Origin of the sequence: Thiobacillus denitrificans ATCC 25259, assembly GCF_000012745.1 — a bacterium.
Taxonomy (GTDB): domain Bacteria; phylum Pseudomonadota; class Gammaproteobacteria; order Burkholderiales; family Thiobacillaceae; genus Thiobacillus; species Thiobacillus denitrificans_B.
In genome coordinates, this window is record NC_007404.1 from 1,300,883 (window position 1) to 1,326,448 (window position 25,566).

Consider the following 25,566-nt stretch of genomic DNA (forward strand, 5'->3'; position numbering starts at 1 on the left):
ATATGCCGGCGACGTGCCCGGGTCGCCCGCGGTGCGGCGCGCTCGGGGAGGAGGGCGGGCGCGACGCAACTGCTCGAACTGACGGTAAACTTCGCGTGGCGGCAAGCAGTACGACCCGACGGCAATCCGGCGCGTTCACCCGACAAAACCGAACCACGAGCGAGCGACATGACCATTCATCCAGTGATTCTTTCCGGCGGTTCCGGCACCCGTCTGTGGCCCTTGTCGCGTGCGGCTCTGCCCAAGCAACTGCTGCCGCTCGCGAGCGAGCGCAGCCTGCTGCAGGATACGGTCCTCCGGCTCGCCGATTTCCCCGACATGGCGGCGCCGCTCATGGTGTGCAACGTCGAGCATCGGTTCATGATCGCCGAGCAGATGCGGCAGATCGGGGTCCATCCAAGCGCGATCGTGCTGGAGCCGGTCGGCCGCAACACCGCGCCTGCGATCGCCGTGGCGGCCCTGCGGCTGTCGCGCGAGGATGCCGACGCGCTCATGCTGGTGCTGCCGGCCGACCATCTGATCGGCGATATCGCGGCCTTCCACGCTGCCATCACGCGCGCCGCCGACGCAGCGAAGCACGGCTACCTCGCGACGTTCGGCATCGTGGCCGCGACGCCCGAGACGGGCTACGGCTACATCCGTAAAGGCGATGCCCTGGCCGAGGCGGCAGGTGCGCACGCGGTCGCCGGCTTCGTCGAGAAGCCCGATCTCGCCACCGCTCAGCAGTACGTCGCTTCGGGGGATTATTTCTGGAACAGCGGGATGTTCCTGTTCCGGGCGTCAGATTTCCTCAAGGAGCTCGAGACCCTGCGGCCGGACATCCTGAGCGCGAGCCGCGCCGCGCTCGATGCCGCGAAGCCGGATCTCGATTTCGTGCGTCTCGACCCCGTCGCTTTCGAGGCCTGCCCGTCGGAATCGGTCGACTACGCCGTGATGGAGCATACCCGCCGCGCTGCCGTGGTGCCGGCCGACATCGGGTGGAACGACATCGGCGCCTGGTCGGCGCTGTGGGAGGTCGCCGAGAAGGACGCGGCGGGCAACGCGGTCCGTGGCGACGTGATGCTGGAGAACGCGGCGAACAACTTCGTCCGCGCCGAGACGCGGATGGTCGCGATGCTCGGCGTGTCGGATCTCGTCGTCGTCGAGACGGCCGACGTGGTGCTCGTGGCGAACAGGGACCAGGTCCAGGACGTGAAGAAGCTCGTCGATCGCCTGAAAGCCGCCAAGCGCTGCGAGCATCTGGTTCACAAGCAGGTCTACCGTCCCTGGGGCTGGTACGAGGGGATCGACGGCGGCGACCGCTTCCAGGTCAAGCGCATCATGGTCAAGCCGGGCGAGAAGCTGAGCCTGCAGATGCACCACCATCGTGCCGAGCACTGGGTGGTCGTCTCGGGGACCGCGAGCGTCACCTGCGGCGACGAGGTTATGCTCCTGGCCGAAAACCAGTCGACCTACATACCGCTCGGCACCACCCACCGGCTCGAGAACCCCGGCAAGGTCGATCTTCACATGATCGAGGTCCAGTCCGGCACCTATCTCGGCGAAGACGACATCGTCCGCTTCGAGGACGTCTACAAGCGCGACTAGCCGGAAGTCTGTCCGCTCGTGCGGCAGACGGTCTCGCCGCCCCCGCGTTTTTCCCGCCTCGCTCCCGAAGGGCAGGGGGCGACTTCCCCAACTCGCGTGTAGGACAAACACCTACATGACGCAGCCGGTGATTCTGTCTCCGGAACCAGCGCTTTTCTTTATTAACTTTCCGGGGTCGCGTCCGAAAACGAATTCACCACGCCGACTTGAGCGTGAGTTCGAAAAAAATCGAGACGCGGAGACAGACCGATGAAAATGGACGAAATGCTCGACGAGATGCGTGACGTCAATCTCAACTACCTGATGCTGGCGCAGAACATGATTCAGCACGACAAGGCGACCGCCGTTTTTCGCCTTGGCATCAGCCAGGACGTCGCCGACCTGATCGAGAACCTGACTCCCGCCCAGATCCTCAAGCTCGCCAGCTCGGGAATGCTCGTGTCGCGCTTCCGTTTCGACGACGGCATGGTGCTCAATCTGCTCACCAATTACACCAAGGATCGCGCGCTCGCTCAGTCGCACGCTGCCATTCTGATGGCCGGCCAGGCGATGGCAACGGTCTGAGTAGCGGCATCGAGGAGCGCGGGGATGAGCAAGAAAAGCCTGTTGACCGAAATGCGCGACACCCAGCTCGCGATCGAACTGATCGAACTCGGTGCCCGTCCCCAGGTGCTCGAAGCCGAGACGTCGTTGTCGCGCGAGCGCCTGCTCAAGCTGTACAAGGAAGTCAAAGGCGTCTCGCCACCGAAGGGCATGCTCCCGTTCTCGACCGACTGGTTCCTGACCTGGCTGCCCAACGTGCACGCGTCGCTGTTCATGAACATTCACGGCTACCTCGTGCGCAACAGCGAGTGCAGCGGCATCGAGGCCATGCTCAAAAGCTATCGCCTGTACCAGGAATATCTGCACAGCAACGAGATCGAGGCCGTGCTGAGCTTTACCCGCGCGTGGACGCTCAACCGCTTCTTCGAGAGCCGCATGCTGGCGACGGCGGCGTGCACGGAATGCGGCGGCCATTTCGTCGTCCACCCTGAAGACCTTCACACCCACTACGTCTGCGGGCTCTGCAACATGCCGGCCCGCGCGGGCAAGACCCGCAAGGCCAAGGCTGACGCGCAGGCCGAATTGACCGCAGCGGCCTGACCGCCGCGCGCAGCCTGTCCGTGCGTCTGCCGGTCACGCTCCAGTCACTCCTCATCCAGGGCCTTGCCGTCCTGCTCGCGTTGGTTTCGTACCGTCTGCTGGACGAGGTGCTTTCGTATCGACCCTCGCTCGCCCAGATCGCACTCGTGCAAGGCGGCATCGCGGCCTTGCTGAGCCGCTTCGCCAGACAGGCGCGCTGGTGGCATCCGCTCCATTTCGTGTTCCTGCCTGCGGTCGTCGTGGCGCAGCGCCTGAACATTCCGCCCTTGGGCTATCTCGCCGCCTTCATCGTGCTCGTGCTTTTCTACTGGAGCAGCTTCCGCACCCAGGTTCCCTTGTATCTTTCGAGCCGCAAGGCCTGGGACGCTCTTGCCGGGCTCCTGCCCGCGACCGAACGCTTCAGCTTCGTCGATCTCGGGAGCGGTGTCGGCAGCGTGCCGCTGCATCTCGAGCGGCGTTTTCCGCAAGCCCGTTTTTACGGGGTCGAGATCGCGCCCGCGCCCTGGCTCATCAGCTGGCTGCGCGGCCGGCTGCGCGGAAGCGGCACGCGCTTCACGCGGCGCGATTACAGCGCACTCGATCTCGCCGAATTCGACGTCGTGTTCGCGTTTCTTTCGCCGGCGGCGATGCCCGCTCTGTGGCGCCAGGCGTCCGCGCAAATGCGCAGCGGCAGCCTCTTCATCAGCCAGGCGTTTCCGGTCGGATCGCGGCCGCCTGATCACGTCGCGGGAGAGGGCGACGGCGCGCGTCACACCCTGTACGCCTGGCGCATGTGACGGCCACGGCGGCGGAAATAGTCCCGCTACGCCATCAAGTTTCCCTCGAACCGGTCGAATTCCTAGCCTGAGAGTCCTGCTTTCGCGCAGCTGAAAAAGGGCAGGGGCAGCGCGTTTGCCCGTCGAATCATTCGGAAGGAAGAGCCGGTTTGCTAGTCATCGTCGGATACGTCATCGTCGTCCTGAGCGTCTTCGGAGGGTTCGTGCTCGCGGGCGGCCATCTGGCCGCGCTTTTCCAGCCGCTGGAACTCCTGATGATCGGCGGCGGCGCGATCGGCGCCTTTCTCGTCGGCAACAACAACAAGGTGATCAAGGCGACGCTGAAGGCCTTGCCGACCGTGCTCAAAGGCTCGAAGTACACGCGCGCGCTTTACATGGACACGCTTGCGCTGCTCTACGAACTGCTGACCAAAATCCGCAAGGAAGGCCTGATGTCGGTCGAAGCCGACGTCGATTCCCCCGAGAGCAGTCCGCTGTTCAGCAAGTATCCGGCGATCATGGCGGACCACCATGTCGTCGAGTTCCTGACCGACTACCTCCGGCTCATGGTGAGCGGCAGCATGAACGCGTTCGAGATCGAAAACCTGATGGACAACGAAATCGAAACGCATCATCACGAAGGCGAGGTGCCGGCTCACGTTATCGCGAAAATCGGCGACGGGCTGCCGGCCTTCGGTATCGTCGCGGCGGTCATGGGCGTCGTCCACACCATGGAGTCGGTCGGGCTGCCGCCTGCGGAACTCGGGATACTGATCGCGCACGCGCTGGTTGGAACCTTCCTCGGCATCCTGCTCGCCTACGGGTTCGTCGGCCCGCTGGCCGGTCGTCTCGAGCAGAGAGTGCACGAATCGACCAAGATGCTGCAGTGCGTGAAGGTGACGTTGCTCGCGAGCATCAACGGGTATGCGCCAGCGATCGCGGTCGAATTCGGCCGCAAGGTCCTGTTCTCCACCGAGCGTCCTTCGTTCAGCGAACTCGAAGTGCACGTCAAGAGCGCGAAGTCGCGCTGACCGTTGGTACCCGATCGGTAGCGTCGAATGAGCGAGCAAAAAGCACCGATCATCGTCAAGCGGATCAAGAAGACCAGCGGGGGCCACCACGGCGGCGCGTGGAAGATCGCCTACGCAGATTTCGTGACCGCGATGATGGCGTTCTTCCTGCTGATGTGGCTGCTCGGCTCGACGACGCGCGGCGATCTCGAAGGCATCGCCGAGTATTTCAAGACACCGCTCAAGGTCGCGATGCAGGGTGGAACCGGCAGCGGCGACAGTTCGAGCGTCATCAAGGGCGGCGGCGCCGATCTCACGCGCAAGAACGGCCAGATCAAGAAGGGCGAGGTCGACGCCGACAGGAAGTCGTACAACCTCAAGGCCGCGCAGGCCGAACTCGAGCGGCTCGAGACGGCGAAGCTCAAGCAGTTGAAGCAGCGCCTCGAGGCGGCGATCGACCGCAACCCGACGCTCAAGCAGTTCAAGCGGCAGTTGCTGATCGACATCACGAGCGAAGGCCTGCGCATCCAGATCGTCGACGAGCAGAACCGGCCAATGTTCAACCTCGCGAGCGCCGAGTTGCAGCCCTATACCAAGGTCATCCTGCACGAGATCGCACAGGTCCTCAACGACGTCGAAAACCGCATCAGTCTTTCCGGCCACACCGACGCCCGGCCCTACGCCAACGGCGAGCGTGGCTACAGCAACTGGGAATTGTCGGCAGACCGCGCCAACGCCTCGCGACGCGAACTGATCGTCGGCGGCATGTCCGAGGCGAAGATGTTGCGAGTGGTCGGCCTGGCGTCCTCGGTGCCGTTCACCCAGGCAAAGCCCTTCGATCCGGTCAACCGGCGCATCAGCATCATCGTGCTCAACAAGCGCACCGAAGAGGCCATCACCAAGGAGGCGAGCGGCGCCGAGGTCACTGACCAGAACGGCGCGAGCGACGCGCTCGACAGACGGGCCCCGCCCTCCGACGTCGCGGCCCCTGCCGCCGCCGCGAAATAGCTGGCTAAACCCCCCTTATTCCCGCGATCGCCGGCGCGTCCGCCAGCCAATAATCGAGCCTGAAGAAAGTCCCGCCTGCGCACGAGCGCTGGGGCGGCTCTGCAACAGGTGAGATCGGGATGGCTGAAGAAAGCGATCAGGAACGCACAGAAGCCCCGTCGCCACAGCGACTGGAGAAAGCGCGCGAAGAAGGCCAGGTGCTGCAGTCGCGCGAGCTCGCCACGTTCGTCGTGCTGATGACCGGGGGCGCCGCGCTGTGGGCGATGGCGAGCCAGCTCGGGCAGACGCTGTCGCAGATCGTGCGCGGCGGCCTGCAGTTCCATCCGGCCGTCGCGCGCGACAGCGCCCACGTGATGACCCAGCTGTCGCAGCAGTTCTTCGACGCGACCCTCGCGCTGGCGCCTTTCCTGCTCCTGGTTGTGATCGCCACCTTCGCCTCGCCGATCCTGCTGCGCGGCTGGCTCTTCAGCACCAAGGCCTTCATGCCGGATTTCAAGCGGCTGAGCCCGCTCGCGGGTTTCAAGCGCATGTTTTCGAGCCAGGGTCTGGTCGAGCTCGTCAAGGCACTGGCCAAGGTCGGTCTGCTCGGCGGCGTTGCCGCATGGCTCGTCTGGTCGAACGTCGAGGCGATCGTGAGCCTGAGCCTCGAAGCACCCACGGCCGCGATCGGGCACATGGGCGACATCATCGGCAAGGTCTTCCTGCTCGCCTCGGGCGCGATGATTTTCATCGTCGTGCTCGACCTGCCTTACCAGCTCTGGAACTTCTACAACAAGCTCAAGATGACCAAGGAGCAGTTGCGCCAGGAAGCGAAGGAGTCGGAAGGCGACCCGCACGTCAAGGCACGCATCCGCGCCCAGCAGCGCGAAGTCGCGCGACGCCGCATGATGGCCGAAGTTCCCAGCGCCGACGTCGTCGTCACCAACCCGACCCACTATGCGGTCGCCCTCAAATACAGCGAAGGCAAGATGGGCGCGCCGCGCGTCGTCGCGAAGGGCGCCGACCTCGTCGCGGCAAAGATCCGCGAGATCGCGGCCGAGCATCGCGTCCCGCTGCTCGAAGCGCCGCCGCTCGCGCGCGCGCTGTTCCGCCACACCGACATCGGCAACGAGATTCCCGCGACGCTCTACGCGGCCGTCGCCGAGGTGCTCGCCTACGTGTTCCAGTTGCGGCATTTCGAGAAGGCCGGCGGGGCCTATCCGGCGGCGCCGACGGCCTTGCCCGTCCCGCCCGAACTCGACCCGCTGCAGGCGCAGGGCGCGCCTGCCGCTGACATGGGTGCCCAGGCATGAACGGCACGCTGAGTCTATCGAACGTCTTCAGCGCCGCCAACGGCCGCGCCCTCGCGGCGCCGATCTTCATCGTCCTCATTCTGGCGATGCTCGTGCTGCCGCTGCCGCCGTTCGCGCTCGACCTGCTGTTCACCTTCAACATCGCGCTCTCCATCATGGTGCTGCTGGTGAGCCTGTCGACCAAGAAGGCGCTCGACTTCGCCGCCTTCCCGACGGTGCTGCTGCTGTCGACGCTGCTGCGCCTGTCGCTCAACGTCGCGTCGACGCGCGTGGTCCTGATGCACGGCCATACCGGGCCGGATGCCGCGGGCAAGGTGATCGAGGCCTTCGGTCACTTCCTCGTGGGCGGCAACTACACGGTCGGCATCATCGTCTTTGTGATCCTCGTGGTCATCAACTTCATCGTCATCACCAAAGGTGCCGGGCGCATTGCCGAAGTCAGCGCGCGCTTCACGCTCGACGCGATGCCGGGCAAGCAGATGGCGATCGACGCCGACCTCAACGCCGGCCTGATCGACGAGAACGAGGCCCGTCGCCGCCGCGCCGAGATAGCGCAGGAGGCCGACTTCTACGGGTCGATGGACGGTGCGTCGAAATTCGTCCGCGGCGACGCGATCGCCGGCATCCTGATCCTCGTCATCAACATCGTCGGCGGCCTCGTCATCGGCGTCATACAGCACGATCTGTCGGTCGCCGACTCGGCGAGCAACTACACGCTGCTTGCGATCGGCGACGGTCTCGTCGCGCAGATCCCCGCGCTCGTGATCTCGATCGCCGCCGGCATCATCGTCAGCCGCGTCAGTACCGAGGAGGACATCGCCGGGCAGATGCTGTCGAACGTCTTCAGCAAGACGCAGGCGCTCTACATCACTGCGGCGATCCTCGGCATGATGGGCATGATTCCGGGCATGCCCAACTTCGCGTTTCTGGCGCTGGCCGCCGGAATCGCCTGGCTCGCCCACAAGGCGCGCGTGCGGCCGCAGGACGCGCCGGCCGAGGTGCAGGCGGCACCCACCGTCGCGCTCGAGTCGCAGGAGGCGAGCTGGGAGGACGTCGCGCCGATCGACACGCTCGGCCTCGAGGTCGGCTACCGCCTGATCCCGCTCGTCGACAGCACGGCCGACGGCGAACTCGTCGGACGCATCAAGGGCATCCGCAAGAAGTTCGCCCGCGAGGTCGGCTTTCTTCCGCCGGCCGTGCACATCCGCGACAACCTCGAAATCAATCCCAACAGCTATCGCATCACGCTCAAGGGCGTCGAAATCGGCAGCGGCGAGGTGCGCACCGGCCACTTCCTCGCGATCGACCCGGGCAACGTGGTCACCGCGCTTCCGGGCGTGGCGACGCAGGACCCGGCGTTCGGCCTGCCGGCGATATGGATCGAACCCGGCCTGCGCGAGCAGGCCCAGGCCATGGGCTACACCGTCGTCGACCCCGGCACGGTCATCGCCACCCACCTCAACCATCTCGTGACCATGCATGCCGCGGAACTGCTCGGCCGCCAGGAAGCGCAGGCGCTGCTCGATCACCTCGGGAAAAGCGCGCCCAAGCTCGTCGAAGACCTGGTGCCCAAGCTGCTGTCGCTTTCGGCGGTGCAGAAGGTCCTGCAGAACCTGCTCACCGAGGGCGTCGCGATCCGCGACATGCGCACTGTCATCGACACGCTGCTCGAACACGCGGCGCGGGTCCAGGACCCCAACGAACTCACGGCCCTCGTGCGCGTCGCGCTCGGCCGCTCGATCGTGCAGCAGATCTATGGTTCGGCCAACGAGCTCCCGGTGATGACGCTCGATCAGGGCCTCGAGCGTCTGCTGCTGCAGACCCTGCAGGGCGGCCACGACGCGGCCGGTCTCGAGCCGGGGCTCGCCGACGCCCTGCTCGAACGCGCGCGGACGAGCACGCAGCGCCAGGAGGCACTGGGGCACCCCGCCGTCCTGCTGACGCCGGCCGTGCTGCGGCCGCTGCTCGCCCGTTTCCTGCGGCGCACGGTGCCGCAACTCAAGGTGCTTTCGCACGCTGAAGTGCCCGAAGGCAAACAGATCAAAGTGACTTCCCTGGTAGGAGGAGCAGCATGAACGTCAAACGTATCGTCGCCAAAACGTCCCGCGAGGCCATGCGCCAGCTGCGCGACGCACTCGGCCCCGACGCCGTGATCCTCTCCAATCGCGCGGTCGACGGCGGCGTCGAAGTGCTCGCGCTGGCCGCCGACGACATCGCCGCGATGGCGCCGCCTGTGGTCGAGCCTGCGCCCGCTGAGGTGCGTGCGCCGGCGCAGCGCGACGAAGCGGAGGCGCCGGCGGTGACCTTCAAGCGCCGACTGGTCGAGCGGGTCGCGGTGCCGAGCCCGGACAGTGCCGAACTCGCGCAAAGCGTGCTCTGCGAAATCAAGTCGATGCAGACGCGGCTGGAGAGCCAGCTTGCCGACCTGACCTGGCGCGATCTGCCCGGACGTGATCCCGCAGGCGCCGCCGTCATGCGCGAGATGCTCGGCGCCGGATTCAGCGCGACCCTTGCGCGCGAGATGCTCGAAAGCCTGCCCAAGGGCGAGGGCGAGCAGGCCCAGACTTGGATGCGCAACACGCTGATGAAGCGCCTGCAGGTGATGCAGACCGAAAACGACATGCTCGACGGCGGCGGCGTGTTCGCCCTGATGGGCCCGACCGGCGCCGGCAAGACGACGACCACGGCCAAGCTCGCCGCACGTTTCGTGGTCCGCCACGGCGCCGACAAGCTCGCGCTCCTGACGACCGACAGCTACCGGATCGGCGGTCACGAACAGCTGCGCATCTACGGCAAGATCCTCGGCGTCGCCGTGCACGCGGTGCGCGACGCGGCCGACCTGCGGCTCGCGCTGTCGGAACTGCGCAACAAGCACACCGTTCTGATCGACACGGTCGGCATGAGCCAGCGCGACCGCGCGGTGGCCGAGCAGGTCGAAATGCTCGGCCAGGCCGGCAAGCCGATCAAGCGCCTGCTGCTGCTCAACGCGACGAGCCACGGCGACACCCTCAACGAGGTCGTCGAGGCCTACCGCACGCGCGGCCTCGACGGCTGCATCCTGTCGAAGATCGACGAGGCGGCGAGCCTCGGCCCGGCCCTCGACTGCGCGATCCGCCATCAGCTGAACGTGCATTACCTGGCGACCGGCCAGCGCGTGCCCGAGGATCTGCACCTCGCCAATCGTCAGTACCTGATCCATCGTGCCTTCAAGACCCGCGTGCCGGCGTCGCCCTGGCAACTCGAGGAGAACGAGCTCGCGTTCGCGCTCGCCGGTCAATCGGCGGCCTACCGTGAAAGCGCGGTGACCCTTGGATAAGTTCGTCAGCGATCAGGCCGCCGGCCTGCGGCGGCTCCTCGGGCAGACCGGGTTCCAGGTCATCACCGTGATGTCGGGCCAGAAGAACGCCGGCAAGACCGCGGCGACCGCCAATCTCGCCGTCGCCCTTGCGCGCTCGGGGCGCGACGTGCTCATCGTCGACCAGGACCGCCACGGCCGCGGCGCCGCCGCGGCGTTCGGCCTGACCCCGCGCTACGACGTCGCGGACGCGTTGGCAGGGCGGTGTGACCTGGATGCGCTGATCCTCACCGGCCCCGACAACGTGCAGGTACTGCCACTCGGCGGCGGTTTCAAGCAGCTCGGTTCGCTGTCGGAACGCGATCAGGACTGGCTCGCACAGAATTTCAACCGGTTGCAGTGCGGGGTCGACGTCGTGCTCGTCGACATGGAGGAGGCGACCGATCCGGACGCCTTGCCGCTCGGCCTCGCAGCGTCGGAAATCATGGTCGTGCTGCCGCCGGGCAACAGCGCGATCACCGAGGCGTACACGCTGGTCAAGCGTCTCGCGCAGAACTTCGGCAAGTGCCAGTTCCGCCTGCTGCTCAACCGCATGTCGTCCGCGGCGCAGGCCGAGGCCGTGGCGCGCAATTTCTCGCGTACCGCCGAGCAGTATCTTGGCGTCTCGGTCGACTATCTTGGTTACATACCGCTCGACGAGCGGCTCGACCGCGCGAACCGGCTGCGCACGTCGGTCGTCGACGCGTTTCCGGTCGCCCAATCGACCTCGCACTTCCGCACTCTCGCTGACGGCCTGCTGCGCTGGCCGCAACCCGCGAGCCTCGGCGGACTGGGCGGGTTCATGCAACGCGTGATCCAGGGCGGACGCCTCGCAGAAGCCTGCAGGAGAGGGTGAAGATGTACACCGCAAGCGGCAAGACCGCGAAGAGCGAAAAAAACGATCTGCTCGAGCAGTACATGCCGATGGTCAAGCGGCTCGCGCACCACATGATGGGCCGGCTGCCGCCCAGCGTCGAGGAGGACGATCTTGTCCAGGCCGGCATGATCGGCCTGCTCGACGCCGTCAGCCGTTACGACGAGGCGCAGAGCGCGCAGTTCGAGGCCTACGCGATCCAGCGCATCCGCGGTTCGATGATCGACGAGTTGCGGCAGTCGGACTGGATGCCGCGCAGCGCTCGGCAATCGATGCGCAAGATCGAGCAGGCCATCGCCGCGCTGCAGCACCAGTTGGGGCGTCAGCCGAGCGAGGGCGAAATCGCCGAGGCGATGAAGATCCCGCTCGCCGACTACCAGTCGATGCTTGGCGATGCGCGCGGCCACCAGTTGCTTTACTTCGAGGATTTCGGCGAGTCCGACGAGGACGACTCCTTCCTCGACAAGCAGTCCGCCGACGAGGCGACTATGCCGCTGCCGCAGCTGCTCGACGCCAACCTCAGGGCCTGCATCATCGCCGGCATCGAGAACCTGCCCGAGCGCGAGCAGCTCCTGATGTCGCTGTATTACGAACAGGAACTCAACCTGCGCGAGATCGCCGAGGTCTTCGGCGTCAGCGAGTCGCGCATCTGCCAGCTGCACGGCCAGGCGATTGCGCGGCTGCGCGCCCGGCTCAAGGAAGATTCGTGGATCGCAGCAGCCTGATCGGGCTCGCGCTCGGCGGCGCCGCGATCCTCGGCGGCCAGGCGATCGAAGGCGGTCACCTCGGGCTGTTCGTTCAGCCGGCGGCCCTGCTCATCGTCGTCGGCGGCACGCTCGCCGCGGTGCTGCTGCACCATCCCTTGCCGGTTTTCCTGCGCGGCGTGCGCATGGCGAAATGGGCCTTCCATCCGCCGCCCTGCGAGGCTTCGACGCTCATCCGCCGCATCGTGCAGTGGTCGCATACGGCGCGCCAGGAGAGCATCCTCGCGCTCGAGAAACATCTGAACCTGACCCACGACCCGTTCCAGCGGACCGGGCTGCAACTGCTGATCGACGGTGCAGACCCGGTGAAATTGCGCGAGACGCTCGACGTGCAGATCGTCGGCTTCGAGACCGCCGAACGGCAGGCCGCGCGCGTATGGGAGGTGGCGGGCGGTTACGCGCCGACGCTCGGTATTCTCGGCGCCGTCATGGGGCTGATCCACGTGATGGAGAATCTGAGCGATCCGGGCAAGCTCGGCAGCGGCATTGCGGTCGCCTTCGTCGCGACGATCTACGGGGTCGGGCTCGCCAACCTGCTGTTCCTGCCGGTCGCCAACAAGATCAAGTTCACGATCGCGCGGCGGGTCACCGAGCGCGAGATCGTCTGCGACGGCCTCATCGCGATCGCGCAGGGCGACAACCCGCGCATCATCGAGGCCAGGCTGAAGGGCTATCTGTGATCCCAGGAGCCGGGGATGATCGCTTCCGAGACGCTGGCAGGCCGACGACCACCGACGTTCGCACCTTAGGTGTGGACGGCCACCGCCCTGAAGACGCTACGCGCGCGCTGGTTCGCCTGGTCAGGCGCCTGCCTTTGTCATTCGTCGTTGCAGGCATGAGCCTGCCGCCTCCTTATTTCGCGGCAGCCACCTCCCCAGGCGCACCATCGCATGCGTCCACCCCCGGTTCCTAGGATCATGCGCCGGCGCCGCCGTATCGATTCCGACCACGAGAACCACGATCGCTGGCTCGTTTCCTACGCCGACTTCATCACGCTCCTGTTTGCGTTCTTCGTCGTCATGTACGCGGTGTCTGCGGTCAACGAGGGCAAGTACCGGGTTCTTGCGAATGCCCTCGGCGGCGCATTCGGCAAACCCGTCGCCGAGCTTCCGGTTCCTCAGTTGCCGGGCACGACCCTGCCGCCCGAGGTCAGGCAACGCAGCCTGCGCCAGCAGCAGGCGATCGAGGAGCAGGCGCACATGACCGAGGTCGCGAGCAATCTGCTCGATGTCATGGGCCCCTTGGTCAAGGAAGGCAAGGTGCGTGTGACGCAGAGCCGCCGCGGCGTCAGCATCGAGATCAATGCGAACGTGCTGTTCGAACCGGGACGCGCAGAACTCGCGCCGGAGTCGCTCGCAGTGCTGCGCGCCGTCGCGGCGCAGTTGCGGCACGAGCCGTTCAATATCGAAATCACCGGGCACACCGACATCGTGCCGATCAGCAATTCCGTCTTCGCGTCCAACTGGGAGTTGTCGGCCGTGCGCGCGACGAGCGTCGTGCGCCTGCTCGCCGACGGCGGCATCGCGCCTTCACGGCTGTTCGCGATCGGCCGCGAGGCGAGCCAGCCGATCGCATCGAACGGCACGGCCGAAGGCCGCGCGCGCAACCGGCGCGTCGAATTGATGATCCTCTCCGCGATGCCCGACACGGTCGACGAAATCCCCGTACCCGCCGCGCCTTGAAAAGCCGGGGATAGCCCCGATACTTCCAGTTCCGCTTGTCGAACTGAGAAGGATCCCGTATGGCCAATGATTTCAGCGACGCGACGCTCGAAGGCGAAGTCATTCCCGACGACCGAAGCCTGCCGGCGGCGCCCGTCCTGCCGCCCGAGCTCTATCTGCTGCCGCTGACCGAGAAGCCGTTCTTTCCGGCGCAGACGCTGCCGCTCCTGATGAACGAGGCGCCCTGGCTGTCGACCGTCGAAGCGATCGGCGAAACGCCGCAGCACATGGTCGGACTGGTCGTGGTCAAGCCGGACAACACCGACGACGTCAAACGCGGCGACTTCCAGACGGTCGGCACCGCGGTGCGTATCCATCATCCGGTGCGCGCCGACGGCAAGATGCAATTCATCGCCGAGGGCGTGCGCCGCTTTCGAGTGGTCGAGTGGCTGTCGGACACGGCGCCGTACCGCGTCCGCGTCGACTATCCGAACGAGACCGGCAAGCCGGAGTCCGAGGAAATCCGCGCGTACTCGATCGCGATCATCAATACGATCAAGGAGTTGCTGCCGCTCAATCCGCTGTACTCGGAGGAGCTCAAGTTCTTTCTCAATCGCTTCGGCCCGAACGAACCCTCGCAGCTGACCGATTTTGCCGCGAGCCTCACGACCGCGTCCAAGCTCGAACTGCAGGATGTGCTCGAGGCGTTCAGCCTGAAGAAGCGCATGGAGAAGGTGCTCGTGCTGCTGAAGAAGGAGCTCGACGTCGCCCGGCTGCAGTCGCAGATCCGCGAGCGGGTCGACGAGAAGATGAGCGAGCAGCAGCGCGAATTCTTCCTGCGCCAGCAGTTGAAGGCGATCCAGAAGGAACTGGGCATCGCGAAGGACGACAAGACCGCCGAGCTCGACACCTTCCGTGAGCGGATCGCCAAACTCGCACTGCCCGAGCAGGCGAAAAAGCGCATCGACGAGGAAATGCACAAGCTCTCGATGCTCGAAACGGGCTCGGCCGAATACACGGTGACGCGCAACTATCTCGACTGGCTGACCGTGCTGCCCTGGGGCGTCCATACCCAGGACAAGATCGACCTCGAACGCGCGCGACGCATCCTCGACCGCGACCACGACGGGCTCGACGACGTCAAGGATCGCATCATCGAATTCCTCGCCGTCGGCGCGATGCGCGGCGAGATGGCAGGCTCGATCCTGCTGCTGATAGGCCCGCCCGGCGTCGGCAAGACGTCGATCGGCAAGTCGGTCGCCGAGGCGCTCGGGCGCAAGTTCTTCCGCTTCTCGGTCGGCGGCATGCGCGACGAGGCCGAGATCAAGGGCCATCGCCGCACCTATATCGGCGCGATGCCGGGCAAGTTCGTGCAGGCGCTGAAGGAGGCCGGCTCGGCCAACCCGGTCATCATGCTCGACGAGGTCGACAAGATCGGCGCGAGCTACCAGGGCGACCCGGCGTCGGCGCTGCTCGAGGTGCTCGATCCCGAACAGAACGCCGACTTCCTCGACCACTATCTCGACGTGCGTTTCGACTTATCCAAGGCGCTTTTCATCTGCACGGCGAACGATTTTTCGATTCCCTCGGCGCTGCTCGACCGCATGGAGGTCATCCGCCTTTCGGGCTACATCACGGCGGAAAAGATCGACATCGCGAAGCACCATCTGTGGCCGCGCGTGCTCGAACGGGCGGGGCTCAAGAAGAACCAGCTGACGATCACCGAAAGCGCGCTGCGGCACGTGATCGAAGGCTATGCCCGCGAGGCCGGCGTGCGTAACCTCGAAAAACAACTCGGCCGGGTCGCGCGCAAGGCGGTCGTCAAGATTCTCGGCGGCGCCGACACGCCGATCAAGATCGGCGTGCGCGAGATCGAGGCCTATCTCGACAAGCCGGTGTTCCTGCGCGAACGGCCGCTGTCGGGGATCGGCGTGGTGACCGGCCTCGCCTGGACCTCGATGGGCGGCGCGACGCTTCCGGTCGAGGCGACACGCGTCCACACGCTCAACCGCGGCTTCAAGCTCACGGGCAAGCTCGGCGAAGTCATGCGCGAATCGGCCGAGATCGCATACAGCTACGTCGCCTCGCATCTCAAGGACTACGGCGCCGACCGCAGCTTCTTCGACACGAGCTTCGTCCACCTGCACGTGCCCGAAGGCGCGACGCCGAAGGACGGCCCGAGCGCCGGCGTCACCATGGCGAGCGCGCTGCTGTCGCTGGCCAAGAACACCAAGATCGCGCGGCCCCTCGCGATGACCGGTGAACTCACGCTGACCGGGCAGGTGCTGCCGGTAGGCGGCATACGCGAGAAGGTCATCGCAGCGCGTCGCGTCGGCATCGGCGAACTGATCCTGCCCGAAGCCAACCGCCGCGATTTCGACAAGCTGCCCGAGCACATCCGTGCGGGACTGACCGTGCATTTCGCCAAGCGTTATCGCGACGTCGCCGACGTCATCTTCGGGCCGCGTGCCTGAGACGGCGCGGCCCGGCAAACCGGCCGCGGCCGGGTTCAGATGAAGAGGTTGACGTCCGACTTCTGCGCGATCGACAGGAAACTCGCCGCGCCGATCCAGCCCTCGATCTCGGGAATGAACGCGTCCTGCGAATAGCCGAACAGGTCGACCGTCATCTGGCACGCATAGAGCTTGGCCTCGGCCTCAAGGCAGGCGCTGCGCAAGTCGTCGATGCTGGCGACGCCCTTGTTTTTCACCGTCTGTTGCATGAGGCCGGTCGCGACTTTCTCGAAGCCGGGTACGCCCGCCATCACGAGGTTGGGGACATGCCAGTTGATGTCCTTGAGCCACTGCGGCCCGAATGGCATCTTCATCGGCATGCTCGGGTTGCCGAGCGGGCTGATTGCGAGCTTCAGGTCCTTCTTCAGCAGTTCGAGACCGTAGAAGGTGAAGAACACCGACACGTCCCAGCCCAGCGCGCCGGCTGTCGACGCAAGAATGAAGGGCGGGTAGGCCCAGTCGAGCGTGCCCTTGGTCGCGATGATCGCGAGCGACGGCACGTGTGCGGCTTCGCGTTCAGCCATCCTGGCCTCGAAACGCTGGTCGAACCACTCGTCGAGCCGGGCGGGGTCGAGATGCCCGGCGAGGGTGTTTTCAGGTGCGCCCATGGCCGTCTCCTTAGGATTTGCGAATCACGAACGCGAACTCGCCTTGGTTCGCACTCGACGAAACCAGTTCGTTGCCAGTCTGCTTGCAGAAGGCCTGCATGTCCTTGAGCGAGCCCGGGTCGGTCGCCGTGACCGCGAGCGTGTCGCCCTTGGCAAGCGAAGCCAGGGCCTTCTTCGTGCGCAGGATGGGAAGCGGGCAGTTCATGCCGCGTGCGTCGAGCGTCTGGGTAGCGGTCGTGCTCATGGGTAAAACCTCCTCTGGTAGATGACCGTTCGGTCAAGGCAATCGGCAAAAAAATTTGCCGGGCGAAAAGTGCAGGGCGCCGCTGTTGAAACTGGCAGCGCGGCTCCCACGGAGCGACCGCTAGACCGGTCGGTTAACTCCCGCGTGAAAAAAATGGCCTTTACGCATGCGTATCAGGCCGCCGTTTCGACGCGCAGGGTCTTGATCGCGGGGCCGAGGCGGTGGATCACCTCGGGATCGTTCTGCGACTTGGCGAGCAGGATCACGCCTTCGAGGTAGGCGAGCATGGCTTCGGCGGTCCGGTCGGCATCGAGCGGCGCGATCGCGCCGGCCGCTGCCGCTTGCTCGAGCGTTTCCTTGAAACGCGATTTAGCGCGCGAAAAGATCGCCAGCAGCTTGGCGCGCAGGATGTCGTCCTGCGTGCTGACTTCGAGCGTCAGGTTGCCGAAGATGCAGCCGAGCATGCGCCCGTGCACCTGCTTGATCGACTTCTGCCAGAAGTAGGCCGCGTCGACGAGGTAGTCGATGCGCTCCATCGGCGGCAGCGCGGGGTCGAAGGCCTCGGCGACGAAGCCGTGGGCCCATTCGTCGGCAAATTCGTCGATGACCGCGAGCACGAGATCGCGCTTGGATGGAAAAAAGTGATAGAAGCTGCCTTTCTGCACGCCCGCGCCCTCGCAGATTTCCTGGATGCCGACGTTGGCGTAGCTGCGCGAGTGGAAGCGCGGCTTGGCGGCGGCGATGATGCGGGAGCGGGTGTCGGTGGCGATGTTCATGAGGGGGATCCTAGTTGACCGTTCGGTAAAGTGCAAGCGGGATCGTTGTTCGTGTGTCCCTATACGGCTTACGGAAATTCCGTGCGTCGATGAACGCGCCCGCAGGAGGCCGACCCACCGGCCTCGGGTAAAATGCCGCGCATGAACGAAGCCGAGCTGCTCGATCCGCCTCTCGAAACGCCGCCCCGGCCAGCGGTCAAGATACGCGGCGAGCCGCTCGCCGAGTTGCCGCAGGATCTCTACATCCCGCCCGACGCGCTCGAGGTCTTTCTCGAAGCCTTCGAAGGTCCGCTCGACCTTCTGCTCTACCTGATCCGCAAGCAGAACCTCGACGTCCTCGACATTCCGATGGCCGCGCTGACCCAGCAGTACATGGCCTACGTCGAGGCTGCGCGGGCGACCCGGCTCGAACTTGCGGCCGAATATCTACTGATGGCGGCGGTGCTGATCGACATCAAGTCGCGCATGCTGCTGCCGCGGCGCGAGCAGGCCGACGAGCCGGGCGAGGCCGACGATCCGCGCGCGGAACTGGTGCGGCGGCTGCTCGAATACGAGCAGATGAAGCGGGCCGGCCAGCAGCTCGACGCCTTGCCGCAGGCGGGGCGGGATTTCGATACGGTCAGTGTTTTCCTGCCGGCCGCGGCCAAGCGGCTGCCGAGCGTGCACGCGGAAGAACTCGCCGCGGCCTGGCTTGCGATCCTGTCGCGCGCGAAGAACCGCACCCATCACCGCATCGGCCGCCAGGAACTGTCGATCCGCGAGCACATGAGCCGCATCCTGAAACGGCTCACGCCCGGAGAATTCATGGAATTCAAGGAGCTGTTTCCGGAAGCTTCGACGGTGCATGAACTCGTGGTGACCTTCCTCGCCGTCCTGGAACTGAGCAAGGAGACGCTGCTCGACGTGACGCAGGCCGAACCTTTCGCCCCCATCTACGTGAAGCTCCATGAATCTGCAGCCGAGTGACAATCCCGACGACCTCAAGGTCGTTCTCGAAGCCGCGTTGCTGGCGGCGATCGAACCGCTGACGCCCGCGGAACTCAAGCGCATGTTCGAGCACGAGCTGTCGAACGAGACCTTGCGTCGCGCGCTCGACGAACTGCGCGCGGCCTGGCACGGGCGCGGCGTCGAACTGATCCAGGTCGCGGACGGCTGGCGTTTCCAGACCCGCGCCGAGATGCAGCCCTGGCTATCGCGGCTCAAGAACGAGAAGCCGCCGCGTTACTCGCGCGCCGTGCTCGAGACGCTCGCGATCATCGCGTATCGCCAGCCGGTGACGCGCGGCGACATCGAGGACGTGCGCGGCGTCGCGGTCAACCCCAACATCATCAAGGCGCTCGAAGAGCGGGGCTGGATCGAGGCGATCGGCCATCGCGACGTCCCGGGCCGGCCCGCGCTGTTCGGCACCACCGGCCACTTCCTCAGCGATCTCGGCCTGCGCACGCTGTCCGAGCTCCCGCCGCTGGAGGAACTCGGCACGCTCGTGACGCCCGACGAAACCGCATTGATTCCTGAACTGCGCGAGGAATTGCAGGACAATGACGCCGCGCCGGCATTCGGCGCAGTGATCGAAACCGCCGCGCCCGCCGGCGCGGTCACCGAGAATATCTGACTTCATGGCCCGACCCGCATCCCCCATCCGCCGCTCGCCTAACGCTCCCCAGGGGCGCGCGGCGAGCCGCCTGCAACAGGCGACCGCGCCCGAGGCTGCGAGCGAGCGTCTGCACAAGGCGCTCGCCTCAGCCGGGCTCGGCTCGCGCCGCGAGATGGAGGAGTGGATCGCCGAAGGGCGCGTGCAGGTCAATGGCGAGACGGCGACCGTCGGCAGCAAGGTCGGTCCGCGCGACGTCGTCAAGGTCAGCGGCCGTCGCGTCTATCTGCGCTTCGACGAAAAACGCACGCGCATCCTGATCTATCACAAGTCCGAAGGGGAAATCGTCAGTCGCGACGACCCCGGCGGCCGCGCGACCGTGTTCGACGCCTTGCCCAGGTTGCGCGGGTCGAAGTGGATCGCGGTCGGCCGGCTCGACTACAACACCGACGGTCTCATGATCTTCACGACCTCGGGCGATCTCGCCAATCGGCTCATGCATCCGCGCTTCGAGGTCGAACGCGAATACGCGGTGCGCGTGCTCGGCGAACTGACCGAGGACATGATCGCCGAGCTGCTGGCAGGGGTCGAACTCGACGACGGCCCGGCGCAGTTGCAGAGCTGTTTCGCCGCCGGGGGCGAGGGCGCCAACCGCTGGTATCGCGTCGTCATCAAGGAAGGCCGCAAGCGTGAGGTGCGGCGCCTGTTCGAGCACTTGGGGCTGACGGTCTCGCGGCTGACGCGTATCCGCTTCGGCCCGATCGTGTTGCCGCCGCAACTGCGGCGCGGCCAGAAGACCGAACTCGACGACGACCTCGTCGCGCAGGTCATGCGCTGGGCCGGAATGGAAGCGAGCCCGCGCCGCAAGACGCGCGGCGTCCCCGACAAGCACACGCGCAAGCCGCGCATCCGCTGACGCGCCTGTCCGGCGTCGCCGGCCGCCGGTGGGCCGGGACGCCGCCGCCTTAAGCTGTAGTGCGGGCAGGGCGCCGCAGCCGTAGCCTTCGACCGGGCACCGCCCATATGATCACCGCTGCTTCACTACTTTTTCGTCATGCGCTCGATGACGCCCGCGGCCCACTCGCGGCCGCCGAGGCCGAAGGCCAGCGCGAACGCGAGCCCGACTGCGCCGAAGCCGATCTGGAAGGCCGCGGTGAGCAGGCTGGTGCCGATTTCGAGCTGCTCGAGCGCGACGAACACGACAAAGATGATCACCGCGTATTCGGACAGGGTGCTGATCGTCAGCGCGCCCTGGACGCCGATGTTGTTGAGGTAGGCGAAGACGAGGCGATTGATGAAGCGCGCGACGAGTACGCCGAAGACGAGCACCAGGATCGCGACGATGATGTTGGGGATGTAGAACACGACCTGGTTGAACAACTCGGCGACCATGTGCAGGCCGAGGCTGTTCGCCACGGTCACGACGACGACGAAGATCACGATCCAGTAGGCGAGCCGCGCGAGGATGCGCGACAGTGAGATGTCGAGGTTGCCCTGTTTGAGGAAGGCTTCGATGCCGGTTTTTTCCGCGAGGCTGTCGAAGTGCAGCAGGTCGAGGAGCTTCGTCACCCCCGTACGCACGAGGTTCGCGAACAGCCATCCGAGGAACAGCAGCAGGAGTGCCGCCAGCAGCTGCGGCACGAAACTCGCGAGCTGGGTCCAGAAGGAAGTCAGGGAAGCGACGAAGACGTCGAGTTGCTGCTGCATGGCTCACTCCTCATATACCGCGAAAACACAAATTATAGCGGGGCGTACGGGGATGGCTTTCCGCTTTGCGGGCGCGGCGGCAGTCTATTGCGTGGCCCGCTTTGTGCATACACTGTAAATTCGTTCGCAACGAGCCGCCCCCATGTTCCCACGCACCGGTCGAGCCGGATTCCTGCCGCTTGGCGAAATGCCCCGCCTGGTCGGCGAACTTATGCGGCTCGGCTACGAATGCCTGGGGCCCACGGTGGAAAACGGCGCGATCGCAATGCGCGGGCTCGCCACCGCCGACGCCTTGCCGCGCGGCCTGAAGACCGAGCAGGAGAAGGGCACTTATCGCGTCACGCGCGATCCCGCCAATCGCTATTTCGCCTGGGCCAATGGTCCGCAGGGCATCCGGCCGCACGCATTCGCGAGCCGGGAATCGCTGTGGCGCGTGGCGCGCGACACGGGTGGCGCGCTCAGCTTCGAACCCGTCACCGTCGACGCGCCGAAGCAGGCGCTGATCGGCGTGCGGGCCTGCGATCTCGCGGCGCTCGCGATCCAGGACACGCACTTCCTGCGCGGCGGACGCGTCGACGCGCACTACGCGGCGAGGCGCGCCGCGCTGTTTCTGGTCGCCGTCCAATGCGCCGAGCCCGCTGCCACGTGCTTCTGCGCGTCGACCGGCGACGGCCCGACGCCGGTCACGGGTTACGACCTTGCGCTCGCCGAGCTGGCCGAGGGGTTCGTCGTCGAGGCCGGGAGCGAAAAAGGCCAGGCGGTTTTCGACGGATTGAATCTGCCGCCGGCGAGTGACGCGCAGCTTGCCTCGGTGCGGACGCAGGGCGAGGCTGCGGCCGCGGCACAGACGCGCAGCCTGCCCGCCGCTGCGCTGCACGGCGCCTTGATGAGCCGGCTCGATCATCCACGTTGGGACGACGTGGCGGCCCGCTGCCTCGCGTGCACGAACTGCACACTGGTCTGCCCGACCTGCTTCTGCCACGCCGAGGTCGACGAGGTCGCGGTCGACGGCGACACGACCGAGCACGCGCGCGTATGGGATTCGTGCTTCGGCGAGGCGCACGGGCACCTGCACGGCTTCAACGTGCGTCCGGACGTGCGCACCCGCTACCGTCAGTGGCTGACCCACAAGCTCGATACCTGGCACGACCAGTTCGGGCGCAGCGGCTGCGTCGGCTGCGGGCGCTGCATCGCGTGGTGCCCGGCCGGCATCGACCTCACCGAAGAATTCGCAGCCCTGACCGCGGGCGAGGTGGCCGCTTGAGCGCGTCGCGCCCGCTCGACGCGGGCCCGCCGCTCGCGGCGACGGTCGTCGCGCGCGTCGAAGAATCGCCCGGTGTCTTCACGCTGCGCGTGCGCCTCGACGACCCGGGGGCGCAGGCCGCCTACCGCTTCGCGCCGGGCCAGTTCAACATGCTCTACCTCTACGGTGCCGGCGAGGTGCCGATCTCGATCATGTCCGACCCCGAGGAGCGCGACGCCATCGGGCACACGATCCGCGCGGTCGGCCGTGTCACCCAGGGGCTCGCCGCGCTCGGGCCCGGCGACGCGATCGGGCTGCGCGGCCCGTTCGGCCGCGGCTGGCCGCTGCGGGAAGTCAGCGGCTCCGACGTCGTGCTGGTGACCGGCGGCCTCGGCTGCGCGCCGGCCGTGTCGGTGATTCACTACGTGCTGCGTCGGCGCGAGCGCTTCGGCAAGCTCGTCATCATCCAGGGCGTGCGCCACGCCGACGATTTGATCTGGCGCGAGCACTACGACCGCTGGGCGAAACTGCCCGCGACGCAAGTGCTCGTCGCGGCCGACGTCGCGACACCGCTGTGGCCCTGGCACGTCGGCCGCGTCACTGACCTGTTCGGCCTCGCGCGCTTCGATCCCGAGGGCGCGGTCGCGATGATGTGCGGTCCGGAAGGCATGATGCGGACGGCAGGCAACGGGCTGCTCGCCCTCGGCCTGCCCGAGGCGCGCCTTTACCTCAGCATGGAAAGGAACATGCAGTGTGCGGTCGGGCGCTGCGGCCACTGCCAGATCGGCGCTGCCTTCGTCTGTCACGACGGGCCCGTGTTCAGCTGGGGCGAAATGAAAACCTTGCTCGGACGTCGGGGATTCTGATGGGCGCCAAGGCCGATATCGCCAAGCCGAGCAAGCCGCGCGTCGCGATGCACAAGTTCAGCTCGTGCGACGGCTGCCAGCTCGCGTTCCTCAACATGGGCGAGGGTCTGCTCACGCTCGCCGAGCGCGTCGACCTGGTCTACTTCGCCGAGGCCGGCACGCTCGACGAAAGCGGCGGCTTCGACGTCTCGTTCGTGGAAGGCAGCATCGCGACGCCCGAAGACGTCGAGCGCATCCAGCGCATCCGCAGCAACAGCCGGGTTCTCGTCGCGACCGGCTCGTGCGCGACCGCCGGCGGCATCCAGGCCTTACGTAACGGCGCCGACACGGCGCAATGGATCGCGCAGCTCTACGCCCATCCCGAGGCGATTTCGGCCTCGGCCGATTCGACGCCGATGGCAGCCCACGTGCAGGTCGACTTCGAGTTGTGGGGCTGCCCCGTCAACAGCCAACAGATACTCGCGGTCGTGAATGCCTTGCTGCTCGGCGCCACGCCGCGCGACAGTGCCGACAAGGTATGCGTCGAGTGCAAGCGCCGCGGCTACACCTGCGTGCTCGTCAGCCGCGGCATTCCGTGCATGGGACCGGTGACGCGCACCGGCTGCGGCGCGCTCTGCCCGAGCCTCGGCCGCGACTGCTACGGATGCTACGGCCCGGCCGAAAACGCCAACACCGACGCGTTGAGCGCGCGCTTCACCGACCTCCGGCTCGGGCCTGTGGCGCTCGTGCAGCGCTTCCAGTCGATCAACAGCCAGGCGCCCGCGTTTCTTGCCGCGGCCGAGAAGGTGAAGCGCGATGGGTGAGGGCGAACGCAGCGTCCGCATTCACGTCCCGGTCCTGACGCGGGTCGAGGGCGAAGGCGCGCTCGACCTCGGCATCGAGGCCGGGCGGATCACGGAAATGCGGCTGCGCATCTTCGAGCCGCCGCGCTTTTTCGAGAAATTCCTCGAGGGCCGGCACTACAGCGAAATCCCCGACATGGTCGCGCGCATCTGCGGCATCTGCCCGGTCGCCTATCAGGTCACGGCCGCACAGGCGCTCGAGCGGCTTTTCGCGGTCGAGCTGAGCCCGTGGGCGCGCGCGATGCGCCGGGTCTTCTATTGCGGCGAGTGGATCCAGAGCCACAGCCTGCACATCCACCTGCTCGCGGCGCCGGACTTCTTCGGCTGCAGCAGCGCGATCGAGCTTGCCCGCATCGCGCCCGACGCGGTGCGCCGCGGCCTGCGCCTCCAGCGGCTCGGCAACGACCTCATCGACCTCTTCGGCGCGCGCTCGGTGCACCCGGTCGGTTTGCGCGTCGGCGGCTTTCATGCCGCGCCGACGCGCGCGCAGATCGCGGCAATCCGCGCAAACTTGCACGCTGCGCTCGCGGACGCCGAGGCGCTGGTGCGCTGGGCGGCGGAAATCGCCGTGCCGCGCGACGCGCAGGCCTTCGTCTCGGTCGCACTGAGGCATCCGCAGGCCTACCCGATCGAAGCGGGCGACATCCACGCCGACGACGGTCTCGCGATCGGCGTCGACGACTTCGAGCAGAATTTCCACGAGCATCACGCGCCGCATTCCACCGCGCTTTACAGCGCGTATCGCGGACAGCCTTACCTGGTCGGCCCGCTCGCGCGGCTCAATCTCAACCACGACCGTCTGCCCGCGCAGATCGTGGCGCTCGCCGCCGAATGCGGCATCGCACTGCCGAGCCGCAACGTCTTCGACAGCCTCCTCGCGCGCGCGATCGAAATCCTGCTCGCGGTACACGAGGCGCACGCGCTGCTGGCGGACTATCGCGAGCCCGATTCGCCCTGGACGCCGGTGACGCCACGCGCGGGCATCGCGGTTGGCGCGACCGAGGCGCCGCGCGGGCCGTTATGGCATCGCTACGAGATCGACGCCGACGGCCGCGTCGTCAGCGCGCGCATCGTCCCGCCGACGAGCCAGAACCAGGCGCGCATCGAGGAGGATTTGCGCCTGTCGCTCGAGGCGTTGGGCCTCGACCAGCCGGACGATGCGCTGCGGCTGCACTGCGAAAAAGTCATCCGCAATTACGACCCGTGCATCTCCTGCGCGACCCACTTCCTGCGCCTGAACGTCGAGCGGACATGACCCTACGCGTCTTCGGAATCGGTTCGCCCTCGGGCGACGATCAGGCCGGCTGGCTCGTGGTCGACGCGCTGCGTGCCGCAGACCTCGAGAGCCGCGGAATTGTGGTCGAGAAGCTCGACCGCCCGGGCGCCGCGCTCGTCGGCCTGCTCGAGCACACGGCGCACGCGATCCTGATCGATGCCATGCAGGGCAGCGGGGCGCCCGGCACGATCCACCGCTTCGACCGGAACAGCTGGCCCACCTACCGCCAGGGGCTTTCCAGCCACGGCTTCGGTGTCTTCGCCGCGCTGTCGCTCGGGCAGGCACTCGGCAGCCTGCCGGCGCGGCTCGACCTCTACGGCATCGAGATCGCGTCGGCCGGCCCGGGCGAGGCGCCGGGGCCGGCCGTGCAGGCGGCGGCACGCCGTCTTGCCGCACGGCTCGGCGAAGAACTTAGCGACGCCGCGCGCTGAGCTACGCGGCAGCCGCGCTGAGGCGCCGACCGCTACCTATA

General features: G+C 66.6%; 26 protein-coding genes. 22 read left to right on the forward strand and 4 right to left on the reverse strand.

Features of this window, described 5'->3' with window-relative positions:
- Window positions 1-168 precede the first annotated feature (168 nt).
- The 14 genes from TBD_RS06220 to lon all read left to right on the forward strand — a co-directional run bounded on the left by TBD_RS06220 (window position 169) and on the right by lon (window position 15,902).
- Window positions 169-1,587: a mannose-1-phosphate guanylyltransferase/mannose-6-phosphate isomerase gene (locus TBD_RS06220; RefSeq protein ID WP_011311751.1), complete on the forward strand. Its 1,419-nt coding sequence runs from the start codon at window positions 169-171 to the stop codon at window positions 1,585-1,587.
- Window positions 1,588-1,836: 249 nt separating this feature from the next.
- The gene (gene flhD / locus TBD_RS06225) at window positions 1,837-2,151 is read left to right on the forward strand and encodes a flagellar transcriptional regulator FlhD (protein ID WP_011311752.1); all 315 of its coding nucleotides are present in this window, start codon (window positions 1,837-1,839) and stop codon (window positions 2,149-2,151) included.
- 24 nt (window positions 2,152-2,175) lie between these two features.
- Window positions 2,176-2,730 (forward strand): flagellar transcriptional regulator FlhC, encoded by a 555-nt coding sequence (gene flhC / locus TBD_RS06230; RefSeq protein WP_011311753.1) that lies wholly within the window; start codon window positions 2,176-2,178, stop codon window positions 2,728-2,730.
- Window positions 2,731-2,750: 20 nt separating this feature from the next.
- Complete coding sequence (locus TBD_RS06235; RefSeq protein WP_011311754.1) at window positions 2,751-3,506, forward strand: class I SAM-dependent methyltransferase; 756 nt, start codon at window positions 2,751-2,753, stop codon at window positions 3,504-3,506.
- A gap of 149 nt (window positions 3,507-3,655) precedes the next feature.
- Window positions 3,656-4,516, forward strand: coding sequence for a flagellar motor stator protein MotA (gene motA, locus TBD_RS06240; RefSeq protein WP_011311755.1), 861 nt, complete (start codon window positions 3,656-3,658; stop codon window positions 4,514-4,516).
- A 27-nt stretch (window positions 4,517-4,543) separates the two neighbouring features.
- Entirely contained in the window at window positions 4,544-5,503 is a 960-nt protein-coding gene (gene motB / locus TBD_RS06245) for a flagellar motor protein MotB (RefSeq protein WP_011311756.1), read from the forward strand.
- Window positions 5,504-5,622: 119 nt separating this feature from the next.
- Entirely contained in the window at window positions 5,623-6,795 is a 1,173-nt protein-coding gene (flhB, locus tag TBD_RS06250; protein ID WP_011311757.1) for a flagellar biosynthesis protein FlhB, read from the forward strand.
- Entirely contained in the window at window positions 6,792-8,870 is a 2,079-nt protein-coding gene (gene flhA, locus TBD_RS06255; protein WP_011311758.1) for a flagellar biosynthesis protein FlhA, read from the forward strand. Before flhB ends, flhA begins: the two co-directional genes overlap by 4 nt.
- Entirely contained in the window at window positions 8,867-10,111 is a 1,245-nt protein-coding gene (flhF, locus tag TBD_RS06260) for a flagellar biosynthesis protein FlhF (protein ID WP_011311759.1), read from the forward strand. Before flhA ends, flhF begins: the two co-directional genes overlap by 4 nt.
- Window positions 10,104-10,985, forward strand: coding sequence for a MinD/ParA family ATP-binding protein (locus tag TBD_RS06265; protein ID WP_041432439.1), 882 nt, complete (start codon window positions 10,104-10,106; stop codon window positions 10,983-10,985). Before flhF ends, TBD_RS06265 begins: the two co-directional genes overlap by 8 nt.
- 2 nt (window positions 10,986-10,987) lie before the next feature.
- Window positions 10,988-11,728, forward strand: coding sequence for an RNA polymerase sigma factor FliA (locus TBD_RS06270; RefSeq protein ID WP_011311761.1), 741 nt, complete (start codon window positions 10,988-10,990; stop codon window positions 11,726-11,728).
- Window positions 11,710-12,447: a flagellar motor protein gene (locus TBD_RS06275; RefSeq protein ID WP_011311762.1), complete on the forward strand. Its 738-nt coding sequence runs from the start codon at window positions 11,710-11,712 to the stop codon at window positions 12,445-12,447. The genes TBD_RS06270 and TBD_RS06275 overlap by 19 nt, the downstream gene beginning before the upstream one ends.
- A gap of 237 nt (window positions 12,448-12,684) precedes the next feature.
- Window positions 12,685-13,449, forward strand: a complete 765-nt coding sequence (motD, locus tag TBD_RS06280) for a flagellar motor protein MotD (RefSeq protein ID WP_041432441.1) — start codon at window positions 12,685-12,687, stop codon at window positions 13,447-13,449.
- 59 nt (window positions 13,450-13,508) lie between these two features.
- The gene (gene lon / locus TBD_RS06285; RefSeq protein WP_011311764.1) at window positions 13,509-15,902 is read left to right on the forward strand and encodes an endopeptidase La; all 2,394 of its coding nucleotides are present in this window, start codon (window positions 13,509-13,511) and stop codon (window positions 15,900-15,902) included.
- A gap of 35 nt (window positions 15,903-15,937) precedes the next feature.
- On the opposite strand, the gene TBD_RS06290 is transcribed toward lon, so the two are convergent.
- From TBD_RS06290 to TBD_RS06300, 3 genes are all read right to left on the reverse strand, one after another.
- Window positions 15,938-16,549: a DsrE/DsrF/DrsH-like family protein gene (locus TBD_RS06290; RefSeq protein WP_011311765.1), complete on the reverse strand. Its 612-nt coding sequence runs from the start codon at window positions 16,547-16,549 to the stop codon at window positions 15,938-15,940.
- Window positions 16,550-16,559: 10 nt separating this feature from the next.
- Window positions 16,560-16,793, reverse strand: coding sequence for a sulfurtransferase TusA family protein (locus tag TBD_RS06295; protein WP_011311766.1), 234 nt, complete (start codon window positions 16,791-16,793; stop codon window positions 16,560-16,562).
- Between the two features lie 173 nt (window positions 16,794-16,966).
- The gene (locus TBD_RS06300; RefSeq protein ID WP_011311767.1) at window positions 16,967-17,569 is read right to left on the reverse strand and encodes a TetR/AcrR family transcriptional regulator; all 603 of its coding nucleotides are present in this window, start codon (window positions 17,567-17,569) and stop codon (window positions 16,967-16,969) included.
- Between the two features lie 141 nt (window positions 17,570-17,710).
- Between TBD_RS06300 and TBD_RS06305 the strand changes: the two genes are divergently transcribed.
- From TBD_RS06305 to TBD_RS06315, 3 genes are read left to right on the forward strand one after another with little or no spacing between them, the layout of a single operon-like run.
- A complete protein-coding gene (locus TBD_RS06305; protein ID WP_011311768.1) occupies window positions 17,711-18,535 on the forward strand; it encodes a segregation and condensation protein A in 825 nt (274 codons plus the stop codon).
- Entirely contained in the window at window positions 18,516-19,181 is a 666-nt protein-coding gene (scpB, locus tag TBD_RS06310) for an SMC-Scp complex subunit ScpB (protein WP_011311769.1), read from the forward strand. The genes TBD_RS06305 and scpB overlap by 20 nt, the downstream gene beginning before the upstream one ends.
- Before the next feature lie 4 nt (window positions 19,182-19,185).
- Window positions 19,186-20,076 (forward strand): pseudouridine synthase, encoded by an 891-nt coding sequence (locus TBD_RS06315; protein ID WP_011311770.1) that lies wholly within the window; start codon window positions 19,186-19,188, stop codon window positions 20,074-20,076.
- Between the two features lie 125 nt (window positions 20,077-20,201).
- On the opposite strand, the gene TBD_RS06320 is transcribed toward TBD_RS06315, so the two are convergent.
- Entirely contained in the window at window positions 20,202-20,867 is a 666-nt protein-coding gene (locus TBD_RS06320; RefSeq protein ID WP_011311771.1) for a mechanosensitive ion channel family protein, read from the reverse strand.
- Between the two features lie 142 nt (window positions 20,868-21,009).
- Here TBD_RS06320 and TBD_RS06325 point away from each other — a divergent pair, with 142 nt between their 5' ends.
- Genes TBD_RS06325 through TBD_RS06345 form a run of 5 tightly spaced genes read left to right on the forward strand, consistent with a single transcriptional unit; the run spans window position 21,010 to window position 25,525 of the window.
- Window positions 21,010-22,131 carry a 4Fe-4S dicluster domain-containing protein gene (locus tag TBD_RS06325; RefSeq protein ID WP_011311772.1) on the forward strand — a complete coding sequence of 374 codons (1,122 nt, stop codon included), beginning with the start codon at window positions 21,010-21,012 and terminating at the stop codon, window positions 22,129-22,131.
- Entirely contained in the window at window positions 22,128-22,976 is an 849-nt protein-coding gene (locus tag TBD_RS06330) for an FAD/NAD(P)-binding protein (protein ID WP_011311773.1), read from the forward strand. Before TBD_RS06325 ends, TBD_RS06330 begins: the two co-directional genes overlap by 4 nt.
- Window positions 22,976-23,779: a sulfhydrogenase subunit delta gene (locus TBD_RS06335; protein ID WP_011311774.1), complete on the forward strand. Its 804-nt coding sequence runs from the start codon at window positions 22,976-22,978 to the stop codon at window positions 23,777-23,779. Before TBD_RS06330 ends, TBD_RS06335 begins: the two co-directional genes overlap by 1 nt.
- Window positions 23,772-25,073: a Ni/Fe hydrogenase subunit alpha gene (locus TBD_RS06340; protein WP_011311775.1), complete on the forward strand. Its 1,302-nt coding sequence runs from the start codon at window positions 23,772-23,774 to the stop codon at window positions 25,071-25,073. Before TBD_RS06335 ends, TBD_RS06340 begins: the two co-directional genes overlap by 8 nt.
- Window positions 25,070-25,525, forward strand: coding sequence for a hydrogenase maturation protease (locus TBD_RS06345; RefSeq protein ID WP_041432444.1), 456 nt, complete (start codon window positions 25,070-25,072; stop codon window positions 25,523-25,525). Before TBD_RS06340 ends, TBD_RS06345 begins: the two co-directional genes overlap by 4 nt.
- The last annotated feature ends 41 nt before the right edge of the window (window positions 25,526-25,566 follow it).